The following is a 22,979-nucleotide window of genomic DNA, read 5'->3' on the forward strand; positions in this document are numbered from 1 at the left end:
TCCTAGCCCTTGTCCATAGCGTCGAGTGTCGCCGCCAGGCGTTTGTCTTCGTTGAAGTACCGGGCGCGATCCCAAAAGTGCGGGCGACCGATGCCGGTCGATACGTGGCGGCCGACAATACGGCCGTTGGCATCTTCCCCTTCGATCTCGTAGCGCATCAGATCCTGCGTGATGATGACGTCGCCTTCCATACCGACCACTTCGGTGATGTGGGTGATGCGGCGCGAACCGTCGCGCAGACGCGCGGCCTGGATGATGACGTCGATGGATCCGGAGATGATCTCGCGCACAGTCTTGGCCGGCAGGGTGTAGCCGCCCATGGCGATCATCGATTCCATACGCGCCAGGCATTCGCGCGGCGTATTGGCGTGGATCGTCCCCATGGAACCGTCATGGCCGGTGTTCATCGCCTGCAGCAGGTCGAACACCTCAGGTCCGCGCACTTCGCCGACGATGATGCGCTCGGGCCGCATACGCAGGCAGTTCTTGATGAGATCCCGCATGGTGATCTCACCCTCGCCTTCGATATTCGGCGGTCGGGTTTCGAGGCGAACCACGTGCGGCTGCTGCAATTGCAGTTCGGCGGTGTCTTCGCAGGTAATCACTCGCTCGTCGAGGTCGATGAAGCCGGTCAGGCAGTTCAGAAGCGTCGTCTTGCCCGAACCGGTACCGCCGGAGATGACGATGTTGCAGCGGACGCGGCCGATGATCTGGAGAAGGACTGCCCCCTCGGGCGTGATTGCGCCGAATTTCACCAGCTGATCGAGCTTCAGCTTGTCCTTCTTGAATTTGCGGATCGTCAGAGCGGTGCCGTCGATGGCAAGCGGCGGCGCAATGACGTTGACGCGCGAGCCGTCGGGAAGACGCGCGTCGCAGATAGGGCTGGATTCGTCGACGCGCCGCCCCACCTGTCCGACGATCCGCTGGCAAATCGACAGGAGCTGGGCATTGTCACGGAATCGGACTTCGGATTCGATCGTCTTGCCGCCCACTTCGATGAAGGTCTGACCGGCACCATTGACCATGATATCGGCAATATCATCGCGCGCGAGCAACGGCTCCAACGGTCCATAGCCAAGGACGTCATTGCAGATATCGTCGAGCAGTTCCTCCTGCTCGGAGATCGACATCGCGAAGTTCTTGATCGTGATGATGTCATTGACGATATCGCGAATTTCTTCGCGAGCGCTTTCCGTGTCGAGTTTCGCCAGCTGCGAAAGATCGATCGTATCGATCAGCGCGGAGAAAACCTGCGACTTCGTATCGTAGTAGTCCTCGTTGCGGGCGGGTCGCTTTCTTTGTGCCGGAGCTGGCGATTGCGGACGCGACGCCGGTGCTTGAGCATCGCCAAGCACCGGCACGTGGGCGCGCTCGATGACGGCCGCTTGCGTGGCAGGGACGATCGGCGGCAGAGCAGCACCTGTCGTGCCGCTCTTGCCGAAGCCTTCGTTTCCGCGTTTGCCGAACATGTTCCTGATCCGTCCGTTGTACAGCGCCGCGTGTCAAGCATGACGCGCTAAGGACGCTGTAACGCTTTAGATTTGCTGCATAATTTTTTTCTTAAATCGAATCCGACTTAAGGAATTATGCAGTATGCGTCGTCTATTTCTTGCCGAGTGCGGCCAGCACCTTGCCGAGACCGCCGCGTCGCGCCTTCTTCATCGACGCACGGCCGGTCAGCAGGTGCGCGAGCTGGGAGAAGGTTTCGGCAGCGGCCGACTTCTTGTCGATCTCCGCAATCATGCGGCCGCTGTTCGACGCGTTGCCGAAGAGAACGGCGTCGAACGGGATGATGGCGGCCGCTTCGATTTCCAGCGACTCGCAGAATTCGCTCACCGCAATCTCCGGACGCTTCGGCATGCCCACCTGATTCAAGATGAGATGAGGTTGCTTGTCGTTCGGCCGAAGCTTCCTCAAGGCATCGAGCAGGTTCTTCGTGTTGCGAAGACTTGCGAGATCAGGCACGGCTGTGATCACGATCTCATCGGCTTCGCCGAGAACCGCGCGCGTCCATTCCGTCCACATATGCGGGATGTCGAGCACCGAAACGGGTGCACTGCGTTGCAAGATCTCGAGGATCGGATGAAAGGCGCCACCCTCGAAGTCATAGGCGCGATCCAGCATCGACGGCGCCGCCAGCAGCGAAAGATGCTCGGAGCATTTGGTCAGAAGACGATCGAGAAAGACCTCGTCGAGCCTCTCCGGTGCGAAAACCGCTTCCGAGATGCCCGTTGGCGGGTCCTGATCGAAATCGATATTGGCCGTGCCGTAGGGCAGGTCGAGATCGGCAAGAATGGTTTCGGTCGAAAAAAGGTTAGAAATGCCCCAGGCGCAATTGTGCGCGATAGCCGAGGAACCGCTGCCGCCCTTGGCGCCGATAAAGGCCAGGCTGCGCCCCAGCGGCTCGGCGTCGGGATCGACGAAAATCGATGAAACCGCCGACAGAATATCCGGCATCGCCACCGGCGCGACCATATACTCGGAAATGCCGTTGCGGATGAGATCGCGATAAAGGGCGATATCGTTGTGTTTGCCGACGAGAACGACCTTGGTGCTTGGGTCGCAGACCGCAGCCAAAGGTGCTAGCTCCGTCAAAAGCGACCGCGGCTCTGTTGCCGTTTCCAGAATGATCAGATTCGGCGTCGACACCGTCGCAAACATGTTTGCCGCAGCATCAATGCCGCCACTGTTGATGCGCAGGCTAACCTTCGCCATGCGGCGGTCCTGGCCGCAACGCTCCATCAGCCGCTGCATCGCCTCGCTTTCGCAAAAGGCATGGATAGAAATGCGCGGCAGCGGACGGACCTGCTCAAGGTCGCCCGGTTGCACCGTATCGAAAACGGAATCGCCCGCCCCGGCCCCCGTTTCGATCCTGTACTCAATGGTGCTCATCTGCTGATCCCAACGATATCAATTGACGATGATGACGGGTCCGTCACTCTTTTCGGTTCCGCGCCAGTCCGTGATGACCTGGCCGCGCTGCTCCGCATCGATCGGCGACATCTGGCGCGGGCCGAGCAGATCGGTCGGATTGGAGATCTGGGCCGCCAGATTGGATTGCGACGCGCAGCCGAAATTATAGTAGTTGCGGTTCTGGATCGTGTTGAGTGCAACGTCCTCCGGCCACTCACCACAGGGACCGGTCTGGGCGGTGATCGCCACATAGCTCAAGCGAACCGGAGCGGCATCACCCATGGGACCGGCCTCGTAGCCGGCCTCGATCAGCCGCTTCGCGGGGACGCCAGCCGCGACGAGAACGCTGCGGATCTCCTTGCGCATGGCCTGCACGGCATGGCTGTTTGCCGAGCCGCGCGGCAGCATGATCTGGACGACGCCAGTCGATGAATTGCGATAATCGGCAGCAAAGCCGCTGATGACGTCGCGCGTGCCTTGCGTCAGCCGACGGTCACCGGAGGCAATGGGGATATCGATCGTACGCTCGCCCTCGGCAAGCACGATCGGATGCCGTGTCCGGTAATCATCGGGGATGGAGCCCGTCGAAAGATTATCCTTGGTGCCGCAGCCGACAAGCAGCCCGGCAGCCACGAGGAGGATTGCAGCACGCCGCAAATGACGGACGGGAACTCCGGATCTGTTGAGGGACATGGCACTCGGCCTTTCAGAATTCTCGTGGAAGCTGCTTCGCGTTTGCATGACCCAGCCCTATTTGTAGATGAAGCCAACATTGCCATGGTACTGACCCGCCGGTGCGGATGCTTCCGGGCGCCCGTAGATGCGGTTCACGCGACCAAGGAAGAAGCTGTCGAGATCATTGGCAGGGTTGAAATTGTCGTCGGGCCTGGCGATCGCGCTTCTGGCAACCGGGCGCACGAGGTAGGGCGTCGCAATGATGACAAGTTCGGTTTCGTTGCGCACGAAATCCTTGCTGCGGAAGAGCGTTCCGAGGACCGGGATCTTCGACGCTCCCGGCAGGCCGGACATCGCCTGACGGATATTGTCCTGCACGAGGCCGGCGATGACGATAGAGCCGCCCGAGGGAAGCTCGACACTGGTCGACGCCTCGCGCCTGCGGATGCCGAGGAAGGTGTTGCCAGGGACAGAGGTGACGCCGTTGCCGGTGACGATCGAGCCCTCATAGGTCGGCTCGGAAACGTTGGTTTCGATCTGCAGACTGATACGGCCCGGTCCCAGGACGACCGGCTTGAAGTTCAGGCGAATTCCATATTCGACGTCGTTGATCTCACGCGTAACCGTTGGGTCGCCGGTTTTGTCGTCGACCTTGACTTCCTGGGTGCCGCCGAGCCGAAATTCCCCACCGACATAGAAATTGGCCTCTTGTCCCGAAATTGCCGTCAAGGTGGGTTCTGCCAGTGTGCGCATGACACCGGCTTGCTCCATCGCATTGATGTAGCTCGAGATCGTCGTTCCGCCGATGGATCCCTTGATCAGCGCGTTTGCGCCGACACTGATCGCATCACCGAGGTTTGCAGGATTGCGGAAGCCGATACCGCTCTCGCCGTCTCCTACACGCCCGTTGAAGCCCAATTGCTTCAAGACCTGGCGGCTCACTTCGGCAACCGTCACCTTCAGCGTGACCTGATCGTCACCTTCGATGGTCAACAGGTTGACAATCTGCGAGACCTGCCGATCCTCGGCAAAGATATCGGCATCACCATTGTTTCCCTGCGCAGTGATGTTGCGTGTCGTCGCTTCACCGCCCTGCAGGAAGGCCTTGGCGAGATCGACGGCTCGCGTCGAATCGAGCGGTGTGCGCACGGTACCCGTCAGCACGATGTTGTCGGAGATGATCTCAACGTTGATTTCGGCATCGGGAATGAAACGACGCAGGTTTGACTGCAGATTGGCGATGTCGCGCTCAACCTCGACGTCAAGACTGACGATCTCTTCGCCATTCGGCCCGAAGACAAAAATGTTGGTCTGCCCAACGGATTTTCCAAAGAGATAGATACGCCTGGACGTGCGCGTGACGGCATCGGCGAGCGATGGGTCGGCGACGAGAATATCATGGGCATCGGCCGGTAGATCGACGACGACGGCCTTGTTCAGCCCCAGGCTGATCTTCTTCTTCACCCCGGGCCCGCTTTCAACGATCCTGACGACCGACGAGGCGGCCGCATGGGCGAACGGGAGCGTTGGCAGCGCCATGCCCGAGAATGTCAGGCAAAACGACAGACCGGCTGCAACAGACGTCCGAAATTTATTCCCGCTCCGCTTCACCTTGCGCTCCGCTCGATCGCTCATTGTTGCTGGCCTTGGCTGATGGCACCGTCGTTCTTGACGATCGAGCCCGACTTGATGACCTGGATGCTGGGCTGGCCATCGCCACTCAGAAGGTAATCCGCGGCGTTCGTATCCGGCTCTTGAGCATCCGCGACACTGCGAAGGGCAAGTGAGATGCGTTCAGCCATTTGCTGCGCGACGGTCATGACCTTTGATTGATCCGGCGTCAGTTCCAGCGTCGCCGTGGTACCGACAACGGATTTTGAGCCGTCATCCTTCTCCTCGACCTGCTGATCAATCGCCAGCACGCGAACATTGCTGAGCACGGTTTCCGTCAGGTAGAGATCGCCGTCCGATTTACGGACCATGATGACGTCGACGCGGTCATTGGGCAGGATGAAGCCGCCGGCGCCGGTCGCCACTGTGATCTCTGTGGCAACGGCGCGCTTGCCAGCAGGCAATAGCGACGACATGATTCGGCTGGAGGAGTCCGCGACCTTCTCGCTGCGCACGGGCTCGCCGTTAAAGATCGGCAGGCGAACGACTGCGCCGGTTAGGTCTTCAACGGCAGAAGGACGGTTTTCTTCGGTGATGAGCCCGTCGACGACACCGTCCTTGGGCCATGCCATCCAATGGACAGCATCACCACCCAACCGCGACCCGACGGGCAAGCTCTTGCTCGCAACAAGGACATTGACGGTCGGCGCTCGCTCGATCAGCGGCTCCGCCATTTGTGGCGAGGGACCACGGGTCAGCTTCATCGCCAACAACCCGGCCATCGCCGCCGAGGCGACGGCCACCGCCAGTATGATGATGCGAACCGGTTTCATGATCGTTTCTGAGCCCCGCAGATATGCCGGGGTCAGATTGATCAGGAATTGGTGTAATTATAGTTAACAAGCCTCTTACGGGCATGGTTAACAATTATTATACAACCTTCACTCATTGCCTTGATCAGCAAGACAAGCGGCTCGTGTCTAGCCCTTTAGCTGAGAAAATGCCTGCAACATGAGGGGCGACGCCGGATAGGCAACAAATCCTCCAAGTGCGATTGCAATGCCATAGGGAATCTTCTTGGCCGTAAACAGGAGGCGCGGAAGCGGAATCCCAGCCGCCAATATTCTGGTCTCCTGCGTCCTGAGCAACAGGATGGCTACAGTCAAAAGGCCGCCGAACAACGATACATAAATGAGAAACGCTACCAAGGCGTTGGTGAGGCCAAACCAGACTGCGCACGCGGTCAAAAGCTTGGCGTCACCGCCACCCATGACATTCAACGCAAAAAGAAGAAAACAAACCGCGAAGACAGCCGCCGCGGCAGCGACATGCAAACCGATCTGCCAAAAATCGAAGCCGGACATCAAGGCAACGACAAAAAATGTACCTAGGAGAACGGCTGACACACGATTCGGGATAGTCATCGTGAGCAAATCCGACATTGCAGCGAATGCCAAGCAAAGAGGGAATACAATAAAGACCGCAGCGCTACTCATAACACTTTCCTATTCGTGGAATGGATACATTGCAGTGAATTTATAAACGAAGAATAATCTCGCGGAGAGATCGAACGGCGCCATAAAGACCAAAGGCCGCTCCACACGGGAACGGCCTTCAGAAGAAAAGGACGATAGTCCGAATTATTACGGCATGCTCTTGACGGCGGTCGACATTTCAGTCGAGAGCCCGTTAAAGAGCAGATCAAGCTGGTTGCCCAGGGCGGTCGCGCCGCCGATGAGGGCAACGGAGATCAGAGCGGCGATCAGGCCGTATTCGATGGCGGTTGCGCCGGACTCGTCCTTCATCAGACGGGCAAAAATCTTCTTCATGATGATTCTCCTAACTTCACGTTTGTTGTTCAGCACGTCCGCCAACTGTTGCCGTTGATCGGATGAACTCAATCTAATCCTGGCGAATTGCTATCGGCTTAAGGAAGACAGCTACCAAAAGATTAACGGCCCACCGCTGATTTTTGGGTAAGCGAATAGGAAATGTGCCGGCTTAGGATGCGCCGACTCGGCTTAACGGTTCATTCACCAAGAGTGCCGATGATGGGGAGAACGCCATATCAGGGACCTACCATGATTTTGCCCCTCGCGGCCAACCGGACCGCCACGCTGACAGTTGCGATCTTCGGCATGCTTTCGCTCATGGCGGCGTCGGTCGCAAACGCGCAGGACGATATGATGCGCGTCTACATGGACCACGCACGGGTGCTCAAGCTCGACCGGCCGGTCGCCAAAGTTATCATCGGCAACGCGGAAGTTGCAGACGCAACTGTGGCCGACGCCCGCACGATCGTCATTACCGGCCGTAGTTTCGGCACGACAAATCTTGTCATTCTCGATCAGGACGGAAACGCCATCGTCGATGAGCAAATTCTCGTGTCGATCGACGAAGCAAACACTCTGCGCGTCTATCGACAGACGTCGCGCACAGTCCTTTCCTGTACGCCAAGTTGCGAGCGGCATGTCGAGCGCAAAACCGCAAGTGGTGGGAGCTGAACAAACTGCGAGAAACACTGGGAATTCACTAAAATACCCGCGATTATCGCAAACGAAATATCAATAGTTGCTCCCTATCTTCCCTTTCCGTCAGGCGTAACATGATGGGACGGCGCGATGAGCATCGAGCAGGAAACACTGCAGCCCCAAAAAGCCGCAAAGCCTCCAAGAGGCGTATTGAGGCGTTTCCGGCGCGACAGAAAGGGCACCGCGAGCATTGAGTTCGCGATACTGGCTCTTCCCTTCTTCATAGTGATTTTCGCCTCCATCGAAACATTCCTCGCCTTCTATGGCGACCAGCTCCTGGCCAACGCGACGGAGACGTTGGCACGCAAGATCCGCACCGGCGAAATTACCTTCAACCGCGGCAAGCCGGCGACTGATATGGACGAGGTCAAGTTTCGCCAGGCATTCTGCAACGAAATCTCGGTGTTGATGACATGCTCGGCGACGGAGGCTGCCCAAGCCTCGAAGCTCTATATCGACGTCAGAAGTGTCACCGATCTCACCAAATTCCCGGTGCTCGTCCCGCGAATGGACACCTCGTCGTCGTCGGATCTCAAGACAGCCGAACTGAAGTTTGCGCCGGGCGGCCCCGGATCCTTCAATGTCATGCGCGCGTATTATCGCTGGAGTGTGACGACCGATCTGATCAGGCCATTTGTGACCAACCTGCGCCCGGCCGGATCCAGCATGCCTAAAGACTATCTCATGGTTTCCACAACCACTTTCCGCACAGAAAACGAGTGAGGCGCGTCGTGAAGACTTTAGCGATGCACTGGATGACGACAATCCGCCTGACCTTCGCAAGCTTCCGCTCGCTGCTCAAAGACCGGGGCGGGCTTGGCGGTGTCGAATTTGCCATCGTCACGCCGCTGCTGATCATGATTTACGTCGGCGCATTCGAATTATCGCTCGGCTTTACCGTAGCGGGCAAGGCTGCGCGCGCCTCCAGCGCGGTTGCCGATCTGGTTTCCCAGCAAAGCGAGGTCAACAAGACCTATCTGGGAAACATGTCGAATGTGGTGAAAAGCATCCTCGCCCCGTACGAGGGTTCAAAATACACGCTCAAGATCACCGGCATCGAGGTCAGCGGAACGAACACGGGAACCGTCGTCTGGTCGCGCGACCAAAACGGCGCCGTGCCGTATGCTGTCAACTCAACCACCACCGTTCCGAGCCAGTTTACCGCAACCACGGCCTTCATCATCCGTACGGAGCTGGTCGTTCAGCATGAACTGTTGATGTTCGCGCCGAGCCTTGCATCCAGCACGAAGATCGTAAATCTGTCCAAAACCGCGTATTTCCGCTCACGCCAGGCCGAAACCATAAAGTGCCCGGATTGCTGACCGCCTACTGCATGTTTCCTTAAATCCTATTCGATTTAAGGATCAAAACATGCAGCCATTCAAAGTGCTACAGCGACCTTTGCGCGTCTAATAAGACGCATTGCATTGCGGCGTCGCCGGCGGTATTCCTTCGGGATTGCGCTGGCGGCATCTGCGTCCGCGCTCGTTGCAGCACCGGACCGCAGGCCCTGCCCCGCGCTTCGGCTTACCGGAACTTTCATGGCGCGCGCGTTTCTCTTTGTCCTCGATTCCTTCGGTATAGGCGGTGCGCCGGATGCCGAAACCTATGGCGACCTGGGTGCCGACACGCTTGGTCACATCGCCGAGTTTTGCGCGACGGGCGCCGCAGATCGCGCCGGTGTGCGCGAAGGCCCGCTGCACCTTCCCAACATGTCTGCGCTCGGGCTCGTGCATGCGGCGAAATTGGCCACGGGCCGCGTGCCGGCGGGCATGCCGGTTCCGGGCCGGGTCTACGGTGCCTATGGCGCTGCCAGCGAAGTCTCGCGCGGCAAAGACACGCCATCGGGCCATTGGGAAATCGCGGGAACGCCCGTCATGTTCGACTGGGGTTACTTCTCGGCCGAGGGCGACGCGTTTCCCGCCGAATTGATCGAAGCGATTTGCCGCGAGGGCGACATTCCCGGCATTCTCGGCAACTGCCATGCATCCGGTACTGATATCATCGCTCGCCTCGGCGAGGAGCATATGCGAACGGGAAAGCCGATCTGCTACACCTCCTCGGACAGCGTCTTTCAGATCGCCGCCCACGAGCACACCTTCGGCCTGGAGCGCCTGCTGGAATTCTGCCAGGTCGTCCGGCGCCTGCTCGACGACTACAATATCGGCCGCGTTATCGCCCGTCCTTTCATCGGCCACAACGCGCAGACCTTTGCCCGCACCGGCAACCGGCGCGACTACTCGGTGCTGCCGCCCGAGCCGACGGTCCTCGACCGGCTGGCGCAAGCGGGGCGCACCGTGCATGCGATCGGCAAGATCGGTGACATCTTCGCCCATCAGGGCGTGACGAAGCTGACCAAGGCGGACGGCAACATGGCGCTCTTCGACGCCAGCCTGGCGGCGATCGACGAGGCGGAGGATGGCGACCTCGTCTTCACCAACTTCGTCGACTTCGACATGCTCTTCGGCCACCGCCGCGATGTCGCCGGCTATGCCGCGGCGCTTGAAGCCTTCGACGCACGATTGCCCGATCTCGACCGGCGGCTGAAACCCGGCGATATCGTCATTCTCACGGCGGACCATGGCTGCGACCCGACCTGGCGCGGAACGGACCACACGCGCGAGCGCGTGCCGGTGCTGATGTTCGGCCCGGCTGTGCGCAGCCGTTCGCTCGGCGTTGCCAACACCTTTGCGCATATCGGCGAAACGGTCGCCAGACATCTCGGGATCGCACCCGGCCTACATGGGAGAAGCCTCATTTGACCGCACATCTGAAGAAGGCGGAACTGCACTGCCACATCGAGGGCGCGACACCGCCGGAATTGGCGCTGCTGCAGGCGGAGAAGTACGGGCTCGACACCAGCGAGATCATCGCCGACCGAGCCTATGTCTGGACAGACTTTACCAGCTTTGTGAAGTGCTACGACAGTGTCGCCTCGCTGTTTCGCACGCAGGAAGACTATGCACTTCTGGCCGAAGCCTATCTGACGGAACTGGCCGAGGTCGGAACGATCTACAGCGAGATCATCGTCTCGCCGGATCACGGCAACACGATCGGCCTCGGGGCCGACGCTTATCTTGAGGGGCTTGCCGCCGGCATGGAGGCCGCCAAGGCAAAGACCGGGATCGAATCGCGCATGCTGATAACCGGCATCCGTCATCTCGGGCCGGAATCGGTCGCCAAGACGGCCGAATTTGCCGCCAGGAGAGACCATGCGCTGGTCACCGGCTTCAATCTGGCGGGTGAGGAGCGCATGCACCGCGTCGCCGATTTTGCCCGGGCATTCGATATCGCCCGTGACGCCGGCCTGGGTTTGACCATTCACGCAGGCGAGCTTTCCGGCGCCTTCAGTGTGCGCGATGCGCTCGACCATATCAGGCCGTCGCGCATCAGCCACGGCGTGCGGGCGATCGAAGACGCCGATCTCGTCAAGCGGCTTGCCGACGACGGCGTCGTTCTGGAGGTCTGCCCCGGATCCAACATTTCCCTGCAGGTCTTCCCGGACTTCGCCGCGCACCCCTTGCGGAGCCTGCATGGCGCCGGGGTGCGGGTGACGCTCAATTCCGACGACCCGCCCTTCTTCCACACTTCGCTAGCCCAGGAATATGACATAGCTTCTTCGGTGATGGGGTTTGGCGACGACGACATCAATAGCATGACCAGGACGGCGATCCAGGCGGCTTTCGTCGACGAGGCGACCCGCCAGAAACTGCTTGCCCTAATCTGACCGAGCCTTGCGTTCACCTACAGCGCCGCGCGTCAAATTTGACGCGTTAAGGACGCGGTAGCGCTTTAAGCTTGCTGCATAATTTTCTCCTTAAATCGATTCCGATTTAAGGAATTATGCAGTAGCGCGGGTGGCCGCGGTTGGGGATGAACACAACGAGCCGCCCAACGCCCTTGCGGCCGCGGAGCATTCCATGGAAAAAGGGCGGATACATAAACTTCGGGGAAGGTGGCCATGGACGGCGTAACAGTGATCGATCATCCGCTTGTGCAACACAAGCTGACCATCATGCGCAAGAAAGAAACCTCGACCGCGGGTTTTCGGCGGCTGCTTCGGGAAATCTCGACGCTGCTCTGCTACGAGGTGACGCGCGATCTGGAACTGACGATGGAGCGCATCGAGACGCCGATGCAGGCGATCGACGCACCGGTGCTCGAAGGCAAGAAGCTCGTTTTCGCTTCGATCCTGCGCGCCGGCAACGGCCTGCTTGAAGGCATGCTCGAACTCGTGCCGTCGGCCCGCGTCTCCCATATCGGCGTCTACCGCGACCACGAGACGCTGAAGCCGGTGGAGTATTACTTCAAGGCGCCCGAGAACCTATCCGAGCGTCTGATCATCGTCGTCGATCCGATGCTTGCGACCGGCAACTCCTCGATCGCGGCCATCGACAAGCTGAAGGAACGTGGCGCGAAGAACTTGCGCTTCCTCTGCCTGCTCGCAGCGCCCGAGGGTATTCGCAACTTCCAGGCCGCCCACCCCGACGTGCCGATCTTCACGGCGTCGATCGATAGCCACCTGAACGAACTCGGCTACATCATGCCCGGGCTCGGCGATGCCGGCGACCGCATGTATGGAACCAAGTAATTTTCCGTTTCTTAACCAGAGCGCAAAATTGATGAAAAACCGCCGGCAAACCGGCGGTTTTTTTGTATCGCATTAGCCATCCCCTGCTCTACTGGACTTCATCGGCGCGGGCGTCTGCGGCCCGATGCGCGGGAGGTCAGGTCATGTTCGTCCGTCTGCTGACATTCGCCGGCGGTATCGCTATTGCGGCCCTGGTCATTCCTGACCTCGCGAGTTCCTATCTCTCGAGCGCTGAGACTGCCGCCACGGACAAACCGGCGGTGAACAACTCCCTTCCGGCAACGACGGCGAAATATGCTTCGGGAAAAGGCGTGGTGCTCGAAGCCGACCGCTCGGGCCATTTCTTCGGAGCGTTCCGCATCAACGGCCGCACCGAACGGGGCATGGTCGATACCGGCGCCAGCACCATCGCGATCAATGTCTCGACCGCGCGCAGGCTCGGCCTGTCTGCCGGAGCGCTTACTTTCAACGCACGCGTTCGAACGGCCAATGGCGATGTCGATGCAGCGCGGGCCAAGCTGACGAGGGTCGAAATCGGCGGCATATCGTTGCGCGACGTCGACGCCCTGGTGCTGCCCGACAAGGCGCTTGCCGGCATGCTCGTCGGCATGAGCTTCCTCGGCCGACTATCGTCCTACCGCGTCGAAAACGGCGCGCTGCATCTGGTCAGGTGATCCTTGAAAGGATTGGCGAGCGCACCTCAGGCTGAGCGTCGGCGATCGTATAGAGCGCCAGCAGCTCTTGCCGCGCATGTTCGGCCGCGGTCTCGTCCGCCGCATGGACGAAGGCGATCGGTTCGTCCTCGGCAACTCGCGTTCCCAACGGTTTCAGCTCGGCAAAGCCGACCCGATGATCGATCCTGTCGTTCGGATGTGTCCGACCGCCACCCAGAGCGATGACGGCCATGCCAAGGTCACGGGTCCGGCAGGATTGTAGATAGCCGTCTCTTTCTGCTTCCACCGGAAGGATAACTGGGGCAGGCGCCAAGTGCTGTTCGGGACGCTCGACGAAATCGGCGGGACCACCGAGCGCGTAAACCATCCTGGCGAAACGCTCAAGCGCTGCACCGTTTGCAAGCGCCGTGCGCGCCAATGCTTCGCCGGCTACCGGGTCGACTGCCACACCGGCCGCGACGAGCATCTCCGCGGCGAAAGCCATGACCACGGTTTCAAGGCGGGTGCCGCTTTTCTCGCCCTTGAGAAAGGCGACGCAGTTCCGGATTTCAAGCGCGTTTCCAGCCGCATCGGCCAAGGGCTCGTTCATATCCGTCAGCAATGCCGACGTGCGAACGCCGGCACCATTGGCGACATCAACTAGCGACCGGGCGAGTGCCTCGGCTTCGCCAGCATCGCCCATGAACGAGCCATTGCCGAGCTTGACGTCGAGCACCAGCGACTGCAGCCCGGCGGCAAGCTTCTTGGAAAGGATCGATGCGGTAATCAGCGGAACTGAATCGACGGTCGCCGTCACGTCACGGATGGCGTAGAGCCGCTTGTCGGCGGGCGCCAGATTGGCGGTCTGGCCGATGATGGCGCAGCCGACCTCGTCGACCGTCTTTCGGAATAGCGCAGCAGACGGCTGAATATCATAGCCGGGTATGGATTCGAGTTTGTCGAGCGTGCCGCCCGTGTGCCCCAATCCCCGTCCCGAGATCATCGGCACGGCCAAACCGCATGCTGCGACTATCGGGGCAAGCATCAGCGAGACGTTGTCGCCGACGCCTCCGGTGGAATGCTTGTCGACAATGGGTCGGCCGATGCTGCTCCAGTCGAGGGTTTCGCCGGAATCGCGCATGGCGAGCGTCAGCGCCACCGTCTCGTCCCGGCTCATGCCCGAAAACCAGATAGCCATAGCGAAGGCAGCGACCTGACCCTCCGAGATCGAACCATCGGAAAGGCCGCGGACGAAGCCCGTGATATCTGCCGCCTCGAGGCGCTCGCCGTTTCTCTTGCGGCGGATGATCTCCTGGGGAAGCATGGTCACTGAACCGCCGCGTCCGTGGAAATCATCTCCTTGAGAATGGCGGCCAGGCGTTTGCCGCCGACCGGCGCCATGTCCTTCGTCTCGTGATGGCTGAGTTCGCCGCCCGTCATGCCCGCGCCGAAATTGGTGATCACCGACGCTGCAGCAACCTTGAGGCCGAGGAAGCGCGCGAGAATGACTTCCGGCACGGTCGACATGCCGACCGCATCGGCGCCGAGCACGCGCGCCATGCGAATTTCCGCTGGCGTTTCAAAGCTCGGCCCGGAGAACCACATGTAAACGCCGTCCTGCAGCGGAATGCCCATCCGGTCGGCCGCGCGCCGCATGCGCGTCGCAAGCTCGGTGTCATAGGCGTTGGTCATGCCGACGAAGCGATCGTCGCTTTCGACGCCAATCAGTGGATTGAATCCGGAAAAGTTGATGTGATCCGAGATCCGCATGACCGAACCCGGCGGCAGATCATCACGCAGCGAGCCAGCGGAGTTTGTGAGCACGAGATTTTCGACGCCGAGTTTCTTCAGCGTCTGCAGCGGCACGCGCATCGCGTTGGCATCGCCGCTCTCGTAGTAATGCACCCGGCCGGACAGCATGACGACCGGGACGGCGCCGAGCAAACCTGCGACGAGTTCGCCGGCATGGCCAGAAACGCTGCTGACGGGAAAACCCGGGATGTCGGCATAGGAAATGCGTGTCGGGTTACTGACCGCTTCGACGAGCGTCCCAAGCCCTGAACCAAGGACAATACCATAGCGGGGAGCCAGGCCGCCGAGCCTGCCCCTCAGGAATTCAGCAGCGCTGCTCATCCGAGGATCTCGGTCTCGAAGCTGTGCGGTAGCAGATCGGACAGGGCGAGCGTCTTCTTCACGCCCGTCTCGTCGCAGAGGTAGATGCGCGTGCTGGCGCCGGAAAACTCCGCAAGCCGTTGCCGGCACCCGCCGCAAGGCGGGCAGAGCGCCAGCTTCTCGGCGATAACGGCGACTTCCATGATCTTGCGCTGGCCGGCCATGACCATGTGGCTGATGGCCGTGGTCTCGGCACACCAGCCTTCCGGGAAGGAGAGGTTTTCAATGTTGGCGCCGGTGTAGATATGGCCGTCTTCCGCACGGATCGCGGCGCCCACCGGAAACTTGGAATAGGGCGCATGCGCCTTGGCCATCGCTTCGCGTGCGGCTTCGAAGAGTTCGTTTTCCATAGCCTTACCGCTCCTTCACATAGGGGACACCGCCGGCCTTCGGCGGGATTGCCTTGCCGATGAAGCCGGCAAGCAAGATGACGGTGAGAATATAGGGCAATGCCTGCATCAGCTGCACCGGCACCTGGCCGATCAGCGGCAGGGGATTGCCCTGCAGGCGGATCGCAAACGCATCGAGGAAGCCGAACAGCAGGCAGGCAAGCATGATGTTGAATGGCCGCCATTTGGCAAAAATCAGCGCTGCAAGCGCGATGTAGCCCTTGCCGGCGGTCATGCCCTTGACGAAGCCGGCGGTCATCGCCAGCGACAGGTAGGCGCCGGCAAAGCCACACAGGATGCCGCAGCAGATGACGGCGCGGTACCGCATCCAGACCACCGAAATGCCGGCGGTGTCGACGGCACCCGGGTTCTCCCCGACCGCACGGAGCCGCAGGCCGAAGCGGGTGCGGTAGAGGATCCACCAGCTGAGCGGCACCATGGCGAAGGCCACATAGGTCAGGATGAAATGCCCGGAGAGCAGATCGGCATAGATCGGCCCGATGAAGGGAACATCGCGAATGGCGTCCGCGAAGGGAAAAGTGATCGTCTGGAACCTTGCACCTTCGGCCAGTGCCGGCGTGCGCCCGCCCTGACGGAACCAGGCCTCACCGAGGATGACGGTGGAACCCGCGACGATGAAGTTGATGGCAACGCCGGAGACGATCTGGTTGCCGCGCTGGGTGATCGACGCATAGCCGTGGACAAGGGACAGGGCGATCGAGATGAGGATGCCCGCAAGCAGTCCCAGCCAGACGGATTGGGTGATCGCTGCGACCGCGCCGGCGGCAAAGGCGGCGCCCAGCATTTTTCCTTCAAGGCCGATATCGAAGATACCGGCACGCTCGGTGAAGAGACCGGCGAGGGCTGCGAAGATCAGCGGAACGGAGACGCGGATGGTGGACTCGAGGAGCACCACGATGACGTGGAAGAAATCCATGGCTTCAAGCTCCCTTGGTCTGGGCAACGACCGCGGCGCGCCGGCTGGATGTGGAAAACAACCGGGTGATCGCCGGCCGGAACATGTTTTCAAGGGCGCCAGCAAACAGAATGACGAGGCCCTGGATGATGACGATCATGTCGCGCGAGATCGACGGCATTTCGAACGAGATCTCCGCCCCACCCTGGTAGAGCACGCCGAAGAGAACGGCCGCCGGGATGATGCCTGCCGGATGCGAGCGGCCCATGAGGGCGACGGCGATGCCGACGAAGCCTGCACCCTGGACAAAATCAAGCTGCATGCGGCCCTGCTCACCCATGATCGGGTTGAGCGCCATCATGCCGGCAAGCGCGCCGGAGATCATCATGGTGATGACGGTGATGCGGCTCTCGCTCATGCCGGCATATCGCGCGGCCGACGGACTGTGGCCCATGGTGCGCATCTCGTAACCGAGCTTGGTGCGCCAGATCAGGAGCCAGACGCCGAAGGCCGCGACAAGGGCCAGCAGGAACGAAACGTTGAATGGCGCCGTGCCGATATCGAGCCCGAAGATCCCCAGAAGCCAATCGAGCTTGGGCAACTGACCGCCTTCGGCGAAGGTGCGCGTCTGCGGCGACATCGAGCCGAGCGGCTTCAACACCCGCGTCAGCAGATAGACCATCAGGCTCGACGCGATGAAATTGAACATGATCGTGGTGATGACGATGTGGCTGCCGCGCTTGGCCTGCAGCCAGCCGGGCAGAAACGCCCAGGCAGCGCCGAAAGCGGCCGAACCGATGATCGCCAGCGGGAAGACCACAAACCACGGCATCGTCTGGTCGAGCCAGAGGCACGCGAGCGCGACCCCGATGCCGCCGACATAGGCCTGGCCCTCGCCGCCGATGTTGAAAAGCCCGGCATGGAATGCGACCGCGACCGCAAGGCCGGTGAAGATGAAGGTGGTGGCGTAGTAGAGCGTGAAGCCGATATATTCGCCGCGACCGAAGGCACCGTTGATCAGGTGATAGGCCGCCTCGAACGGATTTTCGCCGACGAGCAGAACCACGAGGCCGGCAACCAGAAACGCGACGGCGAGATTGACCAGCGGGACGAGGCCGTATTCGACCCAACCTGGAAGCTTTGCATAGGGATTGCTCATTCTGCGGCCTCCTTGCGGCCTTCGACGCCGGCCATCAGCAGGCCCAGCTCGCCCTCGGTCGCATCGGGATCGCGCTCGCCGACGACACGGCCGGCAAACATGACCAGGATACGGTCCGACAGGGCGCGGATCTCATCGAGTTCGACGGAAACAAGCAGGACAGCCTTGCCCTGGTCGCGCATCTCGATGATCCGTTTGTGGATGAATTCGATGGCGCCGACATCGACGCCGCGGGTGGGCTGGCCGATGATCAGCACGTCCGGCCCCCGCTCCATCTCGCGGGCGAGAACGATCTTCTGCTGATTGCCGCCGGAGAAATTCGCGGTCTTCAGCCGGGCGTTCGGCGGACGGATGTCGTATTCGGCGATCCGCTGCTCGGCATCCTTGCGGATGGCGTCGACATTCAGGAAGACGCCGTTGAGGTAGCGCTTGTCATGGTGATAGCCGAGGATGGCGTTTTCGCATTCCTCGAATTTCAGCACTAGGCCGACGTGGTGCCGGTCTTCCGGCACATGAGCGAGGCCACGATCGCGCAGCTCCTTGGGGTCGGCATGGCCGGTGACGTCGATCGGCTTGCCATTGAGGTGCACCTCGCCGGAAACGGCACGGCGGATACCGGAGATCGCCTCCAGGAGTTCCGACTGGCCATTGCCGGCGACGCCGGCAATGCCGACGATCTCGCCGGCCCTAAGGTTGAACGACACATTGTCGACCATGGTGACGCCGCGGCCGTCCTTGACGGTCAGACCGTTGACCGAAAGCTTGACATCGCCGGGCTTGGCCTCGCCCTTTTCGACGCGCAGCAGCACGCGGCGGCCGACCATCAGCTCGGCGAGTTCCTCGACCGAGGTTTCCGCCGTCGTGCGCGTTGCCACCATCTCGCCGCGGCGCATCACCGAAACCTCGTCGGTGATCGCCATGATTTCCCTGAGCTTATGGGTAATGAGAATGATGGTCTTTCCCTGGCTCTTCAGCTGTTCGAGAACGCGGAAGAGATGATCGGCCTCGGCCGGCGTCAACACGCCGGTGGGCTCATCGAGAATGAGGATATCGGCCCGGCGATAGAGCGCCTTGAGGATCTCGACGCGCTGCTGCAAGCCGACAGGCAATTCCTCGATCACGGCATCCGGATTGACCTCGAGCGCGTATTCGCGCTCCAGCCGCTTCAGCTCGATGCGCGCCTTGGCAATGCCCTTGTTGAGGATCTGGCTCTCTTCCGCGCCGAGCATGACGTTTTCGAGAACGGTGAAGTTCTCGACCAGCATGAAGTGCTGGTGCACCATGCCGATGCCGGCAGCGATCGCCGCATTCGGATCCCGGATCGAGACCTGCTTGCCATCGACGTGAATCTCGCCGCTATCGGCCTGGTAAAAGCCGTACAGGATCGACATCAGGGTCGATTTTCCCGCACCGTTTTCACCGATGACGCCGTGGATCGTACCCTTGCGGACTTTCAGATTGATATTCTTGTTGGCGTGAACCGGACCGAAGCTCTTGTCGATCCCACGCAGTTCGATGGCAATACTGTCCATATTGGCCTTACGATCCCCAAACTGGCCCGCTTCGGTCTTCTTCCCAGAAACCGTGCCGGCGATTTTTTTACCATTTGGTATAAGTTTATCATCGATTTCCCGGCACGGAAGCCCTCAATCGAGATCTCCTTATACTCTCACCGGATCGCTGATGAGAGTCCAGCGTGAATATACACAGGCAGATCGGCCGTAATCGCAACAAAAAACCGGCGGCATTCGATGCCGCCGGTTCAGTTTTATGCTTTTGCTTCAAGCGGTTTGGACGGGCCGCAGCAGGCGCAGCGCATTCATGGTCACAAGCACCGTGGCGCCGGTATCGGCGAGAATGGCCGGCCACAGACCGGTGATACCCGCAATCGTGGTGACGAGGAAAACAGCCTTCAGGCCAAGCGCAATAGTGATATTCTGGACAATGTTTCGCATTGTAGAGCGGGAAAGCCGGACCATCGCGGCGACATCGCTGACCCTGCCGTGCAACACCGCCGCGTCGGCGGTCTCCAACGCCACGTCCGTGCCGCCGCCCATGGCGATGCCGACGTCGGCTGCAGCGAGCGCCGGCGCATCATTGATGCCATCTCCGATCTTGGCAACATTGAAGCCGGATTTCTTCAATTCTCCAACGATGCGCTGCTTGTCCTGCGGCAGCAGTTCGGCGCGCACCTCCATGCCGAACTGACGGCCGATCGCCTCCGCCGTGCGGCGGTTGTCGCCAGTCAGCATGACCACATGAATGCCGGCGTCGGTCAACGCCTTGACGCCGACTGCCGCATCCGGGCGCGGCTCATCACGCATGGCGATGGCGCCGATAATCTCATTGCCGGAGATCAGCACCGAGACCGTCTTGCCCTCGTCGTTCAGAGCCGCAATGCGCGCCTTCTGATCAGGCGACATCGGCACGCGGTCATCGGCAGCGTGGGGCGAGCCGAGGAACAGGGTGGCGGCGCCAACGACGCCTTCAAGACCCTTGCCGCCGATAGCCTTGACCGTCGTGATGCCCGGGACCTGCAGTTTCAGCTCGTCGGCGCGCTGCAGGATTGCCCGTGCCAGAGGATGGCTCGATCCCTGCTCAAGAGCTGCGGCCAAGCCCAGCACCTCGTTCTCGGCGCGGGCGAAGCCGACGATATCAGTCACCCGCGGTTTGCCTTCGGTGAGCGTACCTGTCTTGTCGAATGCTGCGGCGGTGATCTTGCCGACATTTTCAAGCACGGCGCCGCCCTTCAGGAGCAGGCCGCGGCGGGCACCGGCCGAAAGGCTGGCGGCGATCGCAGCCGGAGTCGAGATCACCAAGGCGCAGGGGCAGCCGATCAGCAGGATCGCCAACCCCTTGTAGACCCACTCGCTCCAGACGCCGCTGCCCAGAAGTGGCGGAAGGATCGCGACCAGGGCGGCGACAACAACGACGGCCGGTGTATAGTAGCGCGAGAAGCGATCGATAAAGCGTTCGGTCGGCGCCTTGCTCTCCTGCGCCTCCTCGACGAGCCGCACGATTCGGGCAATGGTATTGTCCGAGGCCGCAGCCGTGACGTGTACGCGCAAGGCCCCGTCGCCATTCACCGTTCCGGCGACAAGCGCATCATCCACTGCCTTGTGCACCGGCGTGCTTTCACCAGTGACCGGTGCCTCGTCGACGGCGCTTTCGCCAGAGAGGATGATGCCATCGGCCGGAACGCGGTCGCCGGGTCGGACGAGAATGACGGCGCCGACCGCCAGGCTATCCGCCGGGACCTCATCGACCCGACCGCTGCGCTCGAGATAGGCCGACTTCGGCACGAGCGCCGTCAGCGATTGAATGCTGGCCCGCGCCTTGCCGGCGGCGACGCCTTCCAGCAGTTCGCCGACGAGGAAGAGCAGCACGACCATCGCCGCTTCCTCCGTCGCGCCGATAAAGACGGCACCCACCGCCGCAATGGTCATCAGCATCTCGATCGAGAACGGCGTGCCCGAGGTCGCCGCTGCGAAGGCGCGCCGCGCAATCGGCAGCAGGCCGACCAGCATGGCAAGCGTGAAGATCCAGGGCTCGGTGGCCGGAACAAGATGCCCAAGGCCATAGGCGGCGGCCAGAGCCAGACCACAGGCGATGGTCAGCCGGCCCTTGGCCGAGCGCCACCAGGGGCCGTTCGTTGGCCCGTGATCATGGGCATGGGAACTGGGCTGCTGCGATGAAGCTGCCCCGGCCGCGGTGTGGCTGTGCTGATGTTCGTGGTCGTTGGTATGCGCGTGCTTCTCATGCTTGTCGCCGTGCCCATGATCGTGATCGTGATCGTGATCGTGAGGATGGTCATGGTCGTGATCGCCCGAGCAAGTGTGTATGGCGACAACCGCGGGCTTCTGGTGGGCGGCAATCGGATGCAGCCGGTAACCGAGCTTTCCGACCCAGCTGACGATATTCGCGGCAAGATCGCCGTCGTCGGCATGCTTGACCGACATCGTGCCCGCGGCAACGGAAACCGAGACATCTTCAACACCAGGCATGCGCCTGACGGCGGTGTCGATCTTCGATGCGCAGGAAGCACAATCCATGCCTTCGACCCGATATCGGTTTTCGCGAATATTTGCTGCCATGACCTGCTCCTTGCATATCTTGACGCAAGGCTACGACCTCTAGTGACTAGAGCTGCAAGGCCAAATTGCACGACCAAGCGAAGTTTTTCGCCGAATGCTGCCTTGCGGAGTCGTTTCCGCATGCTTGAAAAGGGCATGGCCTACCTCTGGCGGATGAGGGCAAACCAGAGATAGCGGACTGTAGGCCTTCGTTGCATATTGCAGGCTGCCGTGGGCCATCGTGGGCCATCGTCTTCTTAGACCGAAGGTCCTGGACTTTGTTCTGGGCGCGCTTGGCGGTTAGCCGGTTTTGTTTTCTTTGCCCCTGAACGCCAAAAAGCCCGCSGACCTTTCGGTCTCGCGGGCTTTTTTTTTGATTTGGTTGCGGGGGCAGGATTTGAACCTGCGGCCTTCAGGTTATGAGCCTGACGAGCTACCGGGCTGCTCCACCCCGCGCCATCTCGGTAAACCGCTATGCGGTTTATCCGGTGCGTAAACCGCTGTGCGGTTTATCGCGCCAAAAAGCCCGCSGACCTTTCGGTCTCGCGGGCTTTTTGTTTGATTTGGTTGCGGGGGCAGGATTTGAACCTGCGGCCTTCAGGTTATGAGCCTGACGAGCTACCGGGCTGCTCCACCCCGCGCCATCTCGGTAAACCGCTATGCGGTTTATCCGGTGCGTAAACCGCTGTGCGGTTTATCGCGATAAGGTAAATCCCTTTGGGATTTACGGTCTGTGCCGAGCAAATCCGACGGATTTGTCTCGCGTAAGGGACGTTCTGATTTTACCTAAGCAAAAAGGCCGCTTGTAGGCGGCCCTTGCGTTTCGGCTTGGCCGAGCGTTTGTTCAGAGAAGATTTTCGGTTTGTTTTCGCCGCTGCCTTGTCCTTCTCGGCTATGCCTCGAAGGGGAGCGGCGGTTTTTTTATCTTGCGTTTTGCAGACCTGGCAGCGACCTACTCTCCCGCGTCTTAAGACTAAGCAAAAAGGCCGCTTGTAGGCGGCCCTTGCGTTTCGGCTTGGCCGAGCGTTTGTTCAGAGAAGATTTTCGGTTTGTTTTCGCCGCTGCCTTGTCCTTCTCGGCTATGCCTCGAAGGGGAGCGGCGGTTTTTTTATCTTGCGTTTTGCAGACCTGGCAGCGACCTACTCTCCCGCGTCTTAAGACGAAGTACCATCGGCGCTGGGGCGTTTCACGGCCGTGTTCGGAATGGGAACGGGTGCAGCCACCCCGCCAGAACCACCAGGTCGGCAAAGCGCAAGATTTGCCCTTAGCTGGGGCAAACCGAATGAGAAGCTGGTG

21 protein-coding genes, 2 tRNA genes and 1 rRNA gene are annotated in these 22,979 nt (G+C 60.7%); 7 read left to right on the top strand and 17 right to left on the bottom strand.

The window, feature by feature from the left end; genetic code table 11:
* Window positions 1–2 precede the first annotated feature (2 nt).
* The 7 genes from ASD00_RS02760 to ASD00_RS02790 form a co-directional block, all read right to left on the bottom strand.
* A complete protein-coding gene (locus tag ASD00_RS02760; RefSeq protein WP_057204396.1) occupies window positions 3–1,469 on the bottom strand; it encodes a CpaF family protein in 1,467 nt (488 codons plus the stop codon).
* A gap of 133 nt (window positions 1,470–1,602) precedes the next feature.
* Window positions 1,603–2,892, bottom strand: coding sequence for a CpaE family protein (locus ASD00_RS02765; protein ID WP_057204398.1), 1,290 nt, complete (start codon window positions 2,890–2,892; stop codon window positions 1,603–1,605).
* An 18-nt stretch (window positions 2,893–2,910) separates the two neighbouring features.
* Complete coding sequence (locus ASD00_RS02770) at window positions 2,911–3,606, bottom strand: CpaD family pilus assembly protein (protein WP_057204400.1); 696 nt, start codon at window positions 3,604–3,606, stop codon at window positions 2,911–2,913.
* 57 nt (window positions 3,607–3,663) lie between these two features.
* Window positions 3,664–5,223, bottom strand: coding sequence for a type II and III secretion system protein family protein (locus ASD00_RS02775; RefSeq protein ID WP_057204402.1), 1,560 nt, complete (start codon window positions 5,221–5,223; stop codon window positions 3,664–3,666).
* On the bottom strand, window positions 5,220–6,032 hold the full coding sequence (gene cpaB, locus ASD00_RS02780) for a Flp pilus assembly protein CpaB (protein ID WP_057204404.1): 813 nt from the start codon (window positions 6,030–6,032) through the stop codon (window positions 5,220–5,222). The genes ASD00_RS02775 and cpaB overlap by 4 nt, the downstream gene beginning before the upstream one ends.
* 147 nt (window positions 6,033–6,179) lie before the next feature.
* Complete coding sequence (locus ASD00_RS02785; RefSeq protein WP_057204406.1) at window positions 6,180–6,695, bottom strand: prepilin peptidase; 516 nt, start codon at window positions 6,693–6,695, stop codon at window positions 6,180–6,182.
* Window positions 6,696–6,842: 147 nt separating this feature from the next.
* Window positions 6,843–7,028 carry a Flp family type IVb pilin gene (locus tag ASD00_RS02790; protein ID WP_057204409.1) on the bottom strand — a complete coding sequence of 62 codons (186 nt, stop codon included), beginning with the start codon at window positions 7,026–7,028 and terminating at the stop codon, window positions 6,843–6,845.
* 252 nt (window positions 7,029–7,280) lie between these two features.
* Between ASD00_RS02790 and ASD00_RS02795 the strand changes: the two genes are divergently transcribed.
* The 7 genes from ASD00_RS02795 (at window position 7,281) to ASD00_RS02825 (ending at window position 12,995) form a co-directional block, all read left to right on the top strand.
* The gene (locus ASD00_RS02795) at window positions 7,281–7,703 is read left to right on the top strand and encodes a pilus assembly protein N-terminal domain-containing protein (protein ID WP_057204411.1); all 423 of its coding nucleotides are present in this window, start codon (window positions 7,281–7,283) and stop codon (window positions 7,701–7,703) included.
* Between the two features lie 117 nt (window positions 7,704–7,820).
* Complete coding sequence (locus ASD00_RS02800; RefSeq protein WP_057204413.1) at window positions 7,821–8,453, top strand: TadE/TadG family type IV pilus assembly protein; 633 nt, start codon at window positions 7,821–7,823, stop codon at window positions 8,451–8,453.
* A 23-nt stretch (window positions 8,454–8,476) separates the two neighbouring features.
* Window positions 8,477–9,052: a TadE/TadG family type IV pilus assembly protein gene (locus tag ASD00_RS02805; RefSeq protein WP_057204415.1), complete on the top strand. Its 576-nt coding sequence runs from the start codon at window positions 8,477–8,479 to the stop codon at window positions 9,050–9,052.
* A 219-nt stretch (window positions 9,053–9,271) separates the two neighbouring features.
* Window positions 9,272–10,492: a phosphopentomutase gene (locus tag ASD00_RS02810; RefSeq protein ID WP_057204417.1), complete on the top strand. Its 1,221-nt coding sequence runs from the start codon at window positions 9,272–9,274 to the stop codon at window positions 10,490–10,492.
* On the top strand, window positions 10,489–11,457 hold the full coding sequence (locus tag ASD00_RS02815; RefSeq protein WP_057204419.1) for an adenosine deaminase: 969 nt from the start codon (window positions 10,489–10,491) through the stop codon (window positions 11,455–11,457). Before ASD00_RS02810 ends, ASD00_RS02815 begins: the two co-directional genes overlap by 4 nt.
* 234 nt (window positions 11,458–11,691) lie before the next feature.
* Window positions 11,692–12,321 carry a uracil phosphoribosyltransferase gene (upp, locus tag ASD00_RS02820; protein WP_057204421.1) on the top strand — a complete coding sequence of 210 codons (630 nt, stop codon included), beginning with the start codon at window positions 11,692–11,694 and terminating at the stop codon, window positions 12,319–12,321.
* Window positions 12,322–12,464: 143 nt separating this feature from the next.
* Window positions 12,465–12,995 carry a TIGR02281 family clan AA aspartic protease gene (locus ASD00_RS02825; protein WP_057204423.1) on the top strand — a complete coding sequence of 177 codons (531 nt, stop codon included), beginning with the start codon at window positions 12,465–12,467 and terminating at the stop codon, window positions 12,993–12,995.
* On the opposite strand, the gene deoA is transcribed toward ASD00_RS02825, so the two are convergent.
* From deoA to rrf, 10 genes are all read right to left on the bottom strand, one after another.
* Window positions 12,988–14,304 carry a thymidine phosphorylase gene (deoA, locus tag ASD00_RS02830; protein WP_025425381.1) on the bottom strand — a complete coding sequence of 439 codons (1,317 nt, stop codon included), beginning with the start codon at window positions 14,302–14,304 and terminating at the stop codon, window positions 12,988–12,990. The two genes, ASD00_RS02825 and deoA, sit on opposite strands and share 8 nt — an antisense overlap.
* Window positions 14,301–15,107, bottom strand: coding sequence for a purine-nucleoside phosphorylase (locus ASD00_RS02835; RefSeq protein ID WP_025425380.1), 807 nt, complete (start codon window positions 15,105–15,107; stop codon window positions 14,301–14,303). The genes deoA and ASD00_RS02835 overlap by 4 nt, the downstream gene beginning before the upstream one ends.
* Window positions 15,104–15,496, bottom strand: a complete 393-nt coding sequence (locus ASD00_RS02840) for a cytidine deaminase (protein ID WP_025425379.1) — start codon at window positions 15,494–15,496, stop codon at window positions 15,104–15,106. Before ASD00_RS02840 ends, ASD00_RS02835 begins: the two co-directional genes overlap by 4 nt.
* Window positions 15,497–15,500: 4 nt before the next feature.
* On the bottom strand, window positions 15,501–16,472 hold the full coding sequence (locus ASD00_RS02845) for an ABC transporter permease (RefSeq protein ID WP_057204426.1): 972 nt from the start codon (window positions 16,470–16,472) through the stop codon (window positions 15,501–15,503).
* Window positions 16,473–16,476: 4 nt separating this feature from the next.
* Window positions 16,477–17,610 carry an ABC transporter permease gene (locus ASD00_RS02850; RefSeq protein ID WP_025425377.1) on the bottom strand — a complete coding sequence of 378 codons (1,134 nt, stop codon included), beginning with the start codon at window positions 17,608–17,610 and terminating at the stop codon, window positions 16,477–16,479.
* Window positions 17,607–19,142 carry an ABC transporter ATP-binding protein gene (locus ASD00_RS02855; RefSeq protein WP_025425376.1) on the bottom strand — a complete coding sequence of 512 codons (1,536 nt, stop codon included), beginning with the start codon at window positions 19,140–19,142 and terminating at the stop codon, window positions 17,607–17,609. The genes ASD00_RS02850 and ASD00_RS02855 overlap by 4 nt, the downstream gene beginning before the upstream one ends.
* A gap of 249 nt (window positions 19,143–19,391) precedes the next feature.
* Window positions 19,392–21,704 (bottom strand): heavy metal translocating P-type ATPase, encoded by a 2,313-nt coding sequence (locus ASD00_RS02860; protein ID WP_057204428.1) that lies wholly within the window; start codon window positions 21,702–21,704, stop codon window positions 19,392–19,394.
* Window positions 21,705–22,062: 358 nt separating this feature from the next.
* A tRNA-Met gene (locus tag ASD00_RS02865) sits at window positions 22,063–22,139 on the bottom strand.
* 108 nt (window positions 22,140–22,247) lie between these two features.
* Window positions 22,248–22,324, bottom strand: a tRNA-Met gene (locus ASD00_RS02870).
* 485 nt (window positions 22,325–22,809) lie between these two features.
* Window positions 22,810–22,924, bottom strand: a 5S ribosomal RNA gene (rrf, locus tag ASD00_RS02875).
* Window positions 22,925–22,979: the final 55 nt, after the last annotated feature.

Origin of the sequence: Ensifer sp. Root31 (genome assembly GCF_001424825.1) — a bacterium.
In the GTDB taxonomy this organism is placed as follows: Bacteria; Pseudomonadota; Alphaproteobacteria; order Rhizobiales; family Rhizobiaceae; genus Ensifer; species Ensifer canadensis.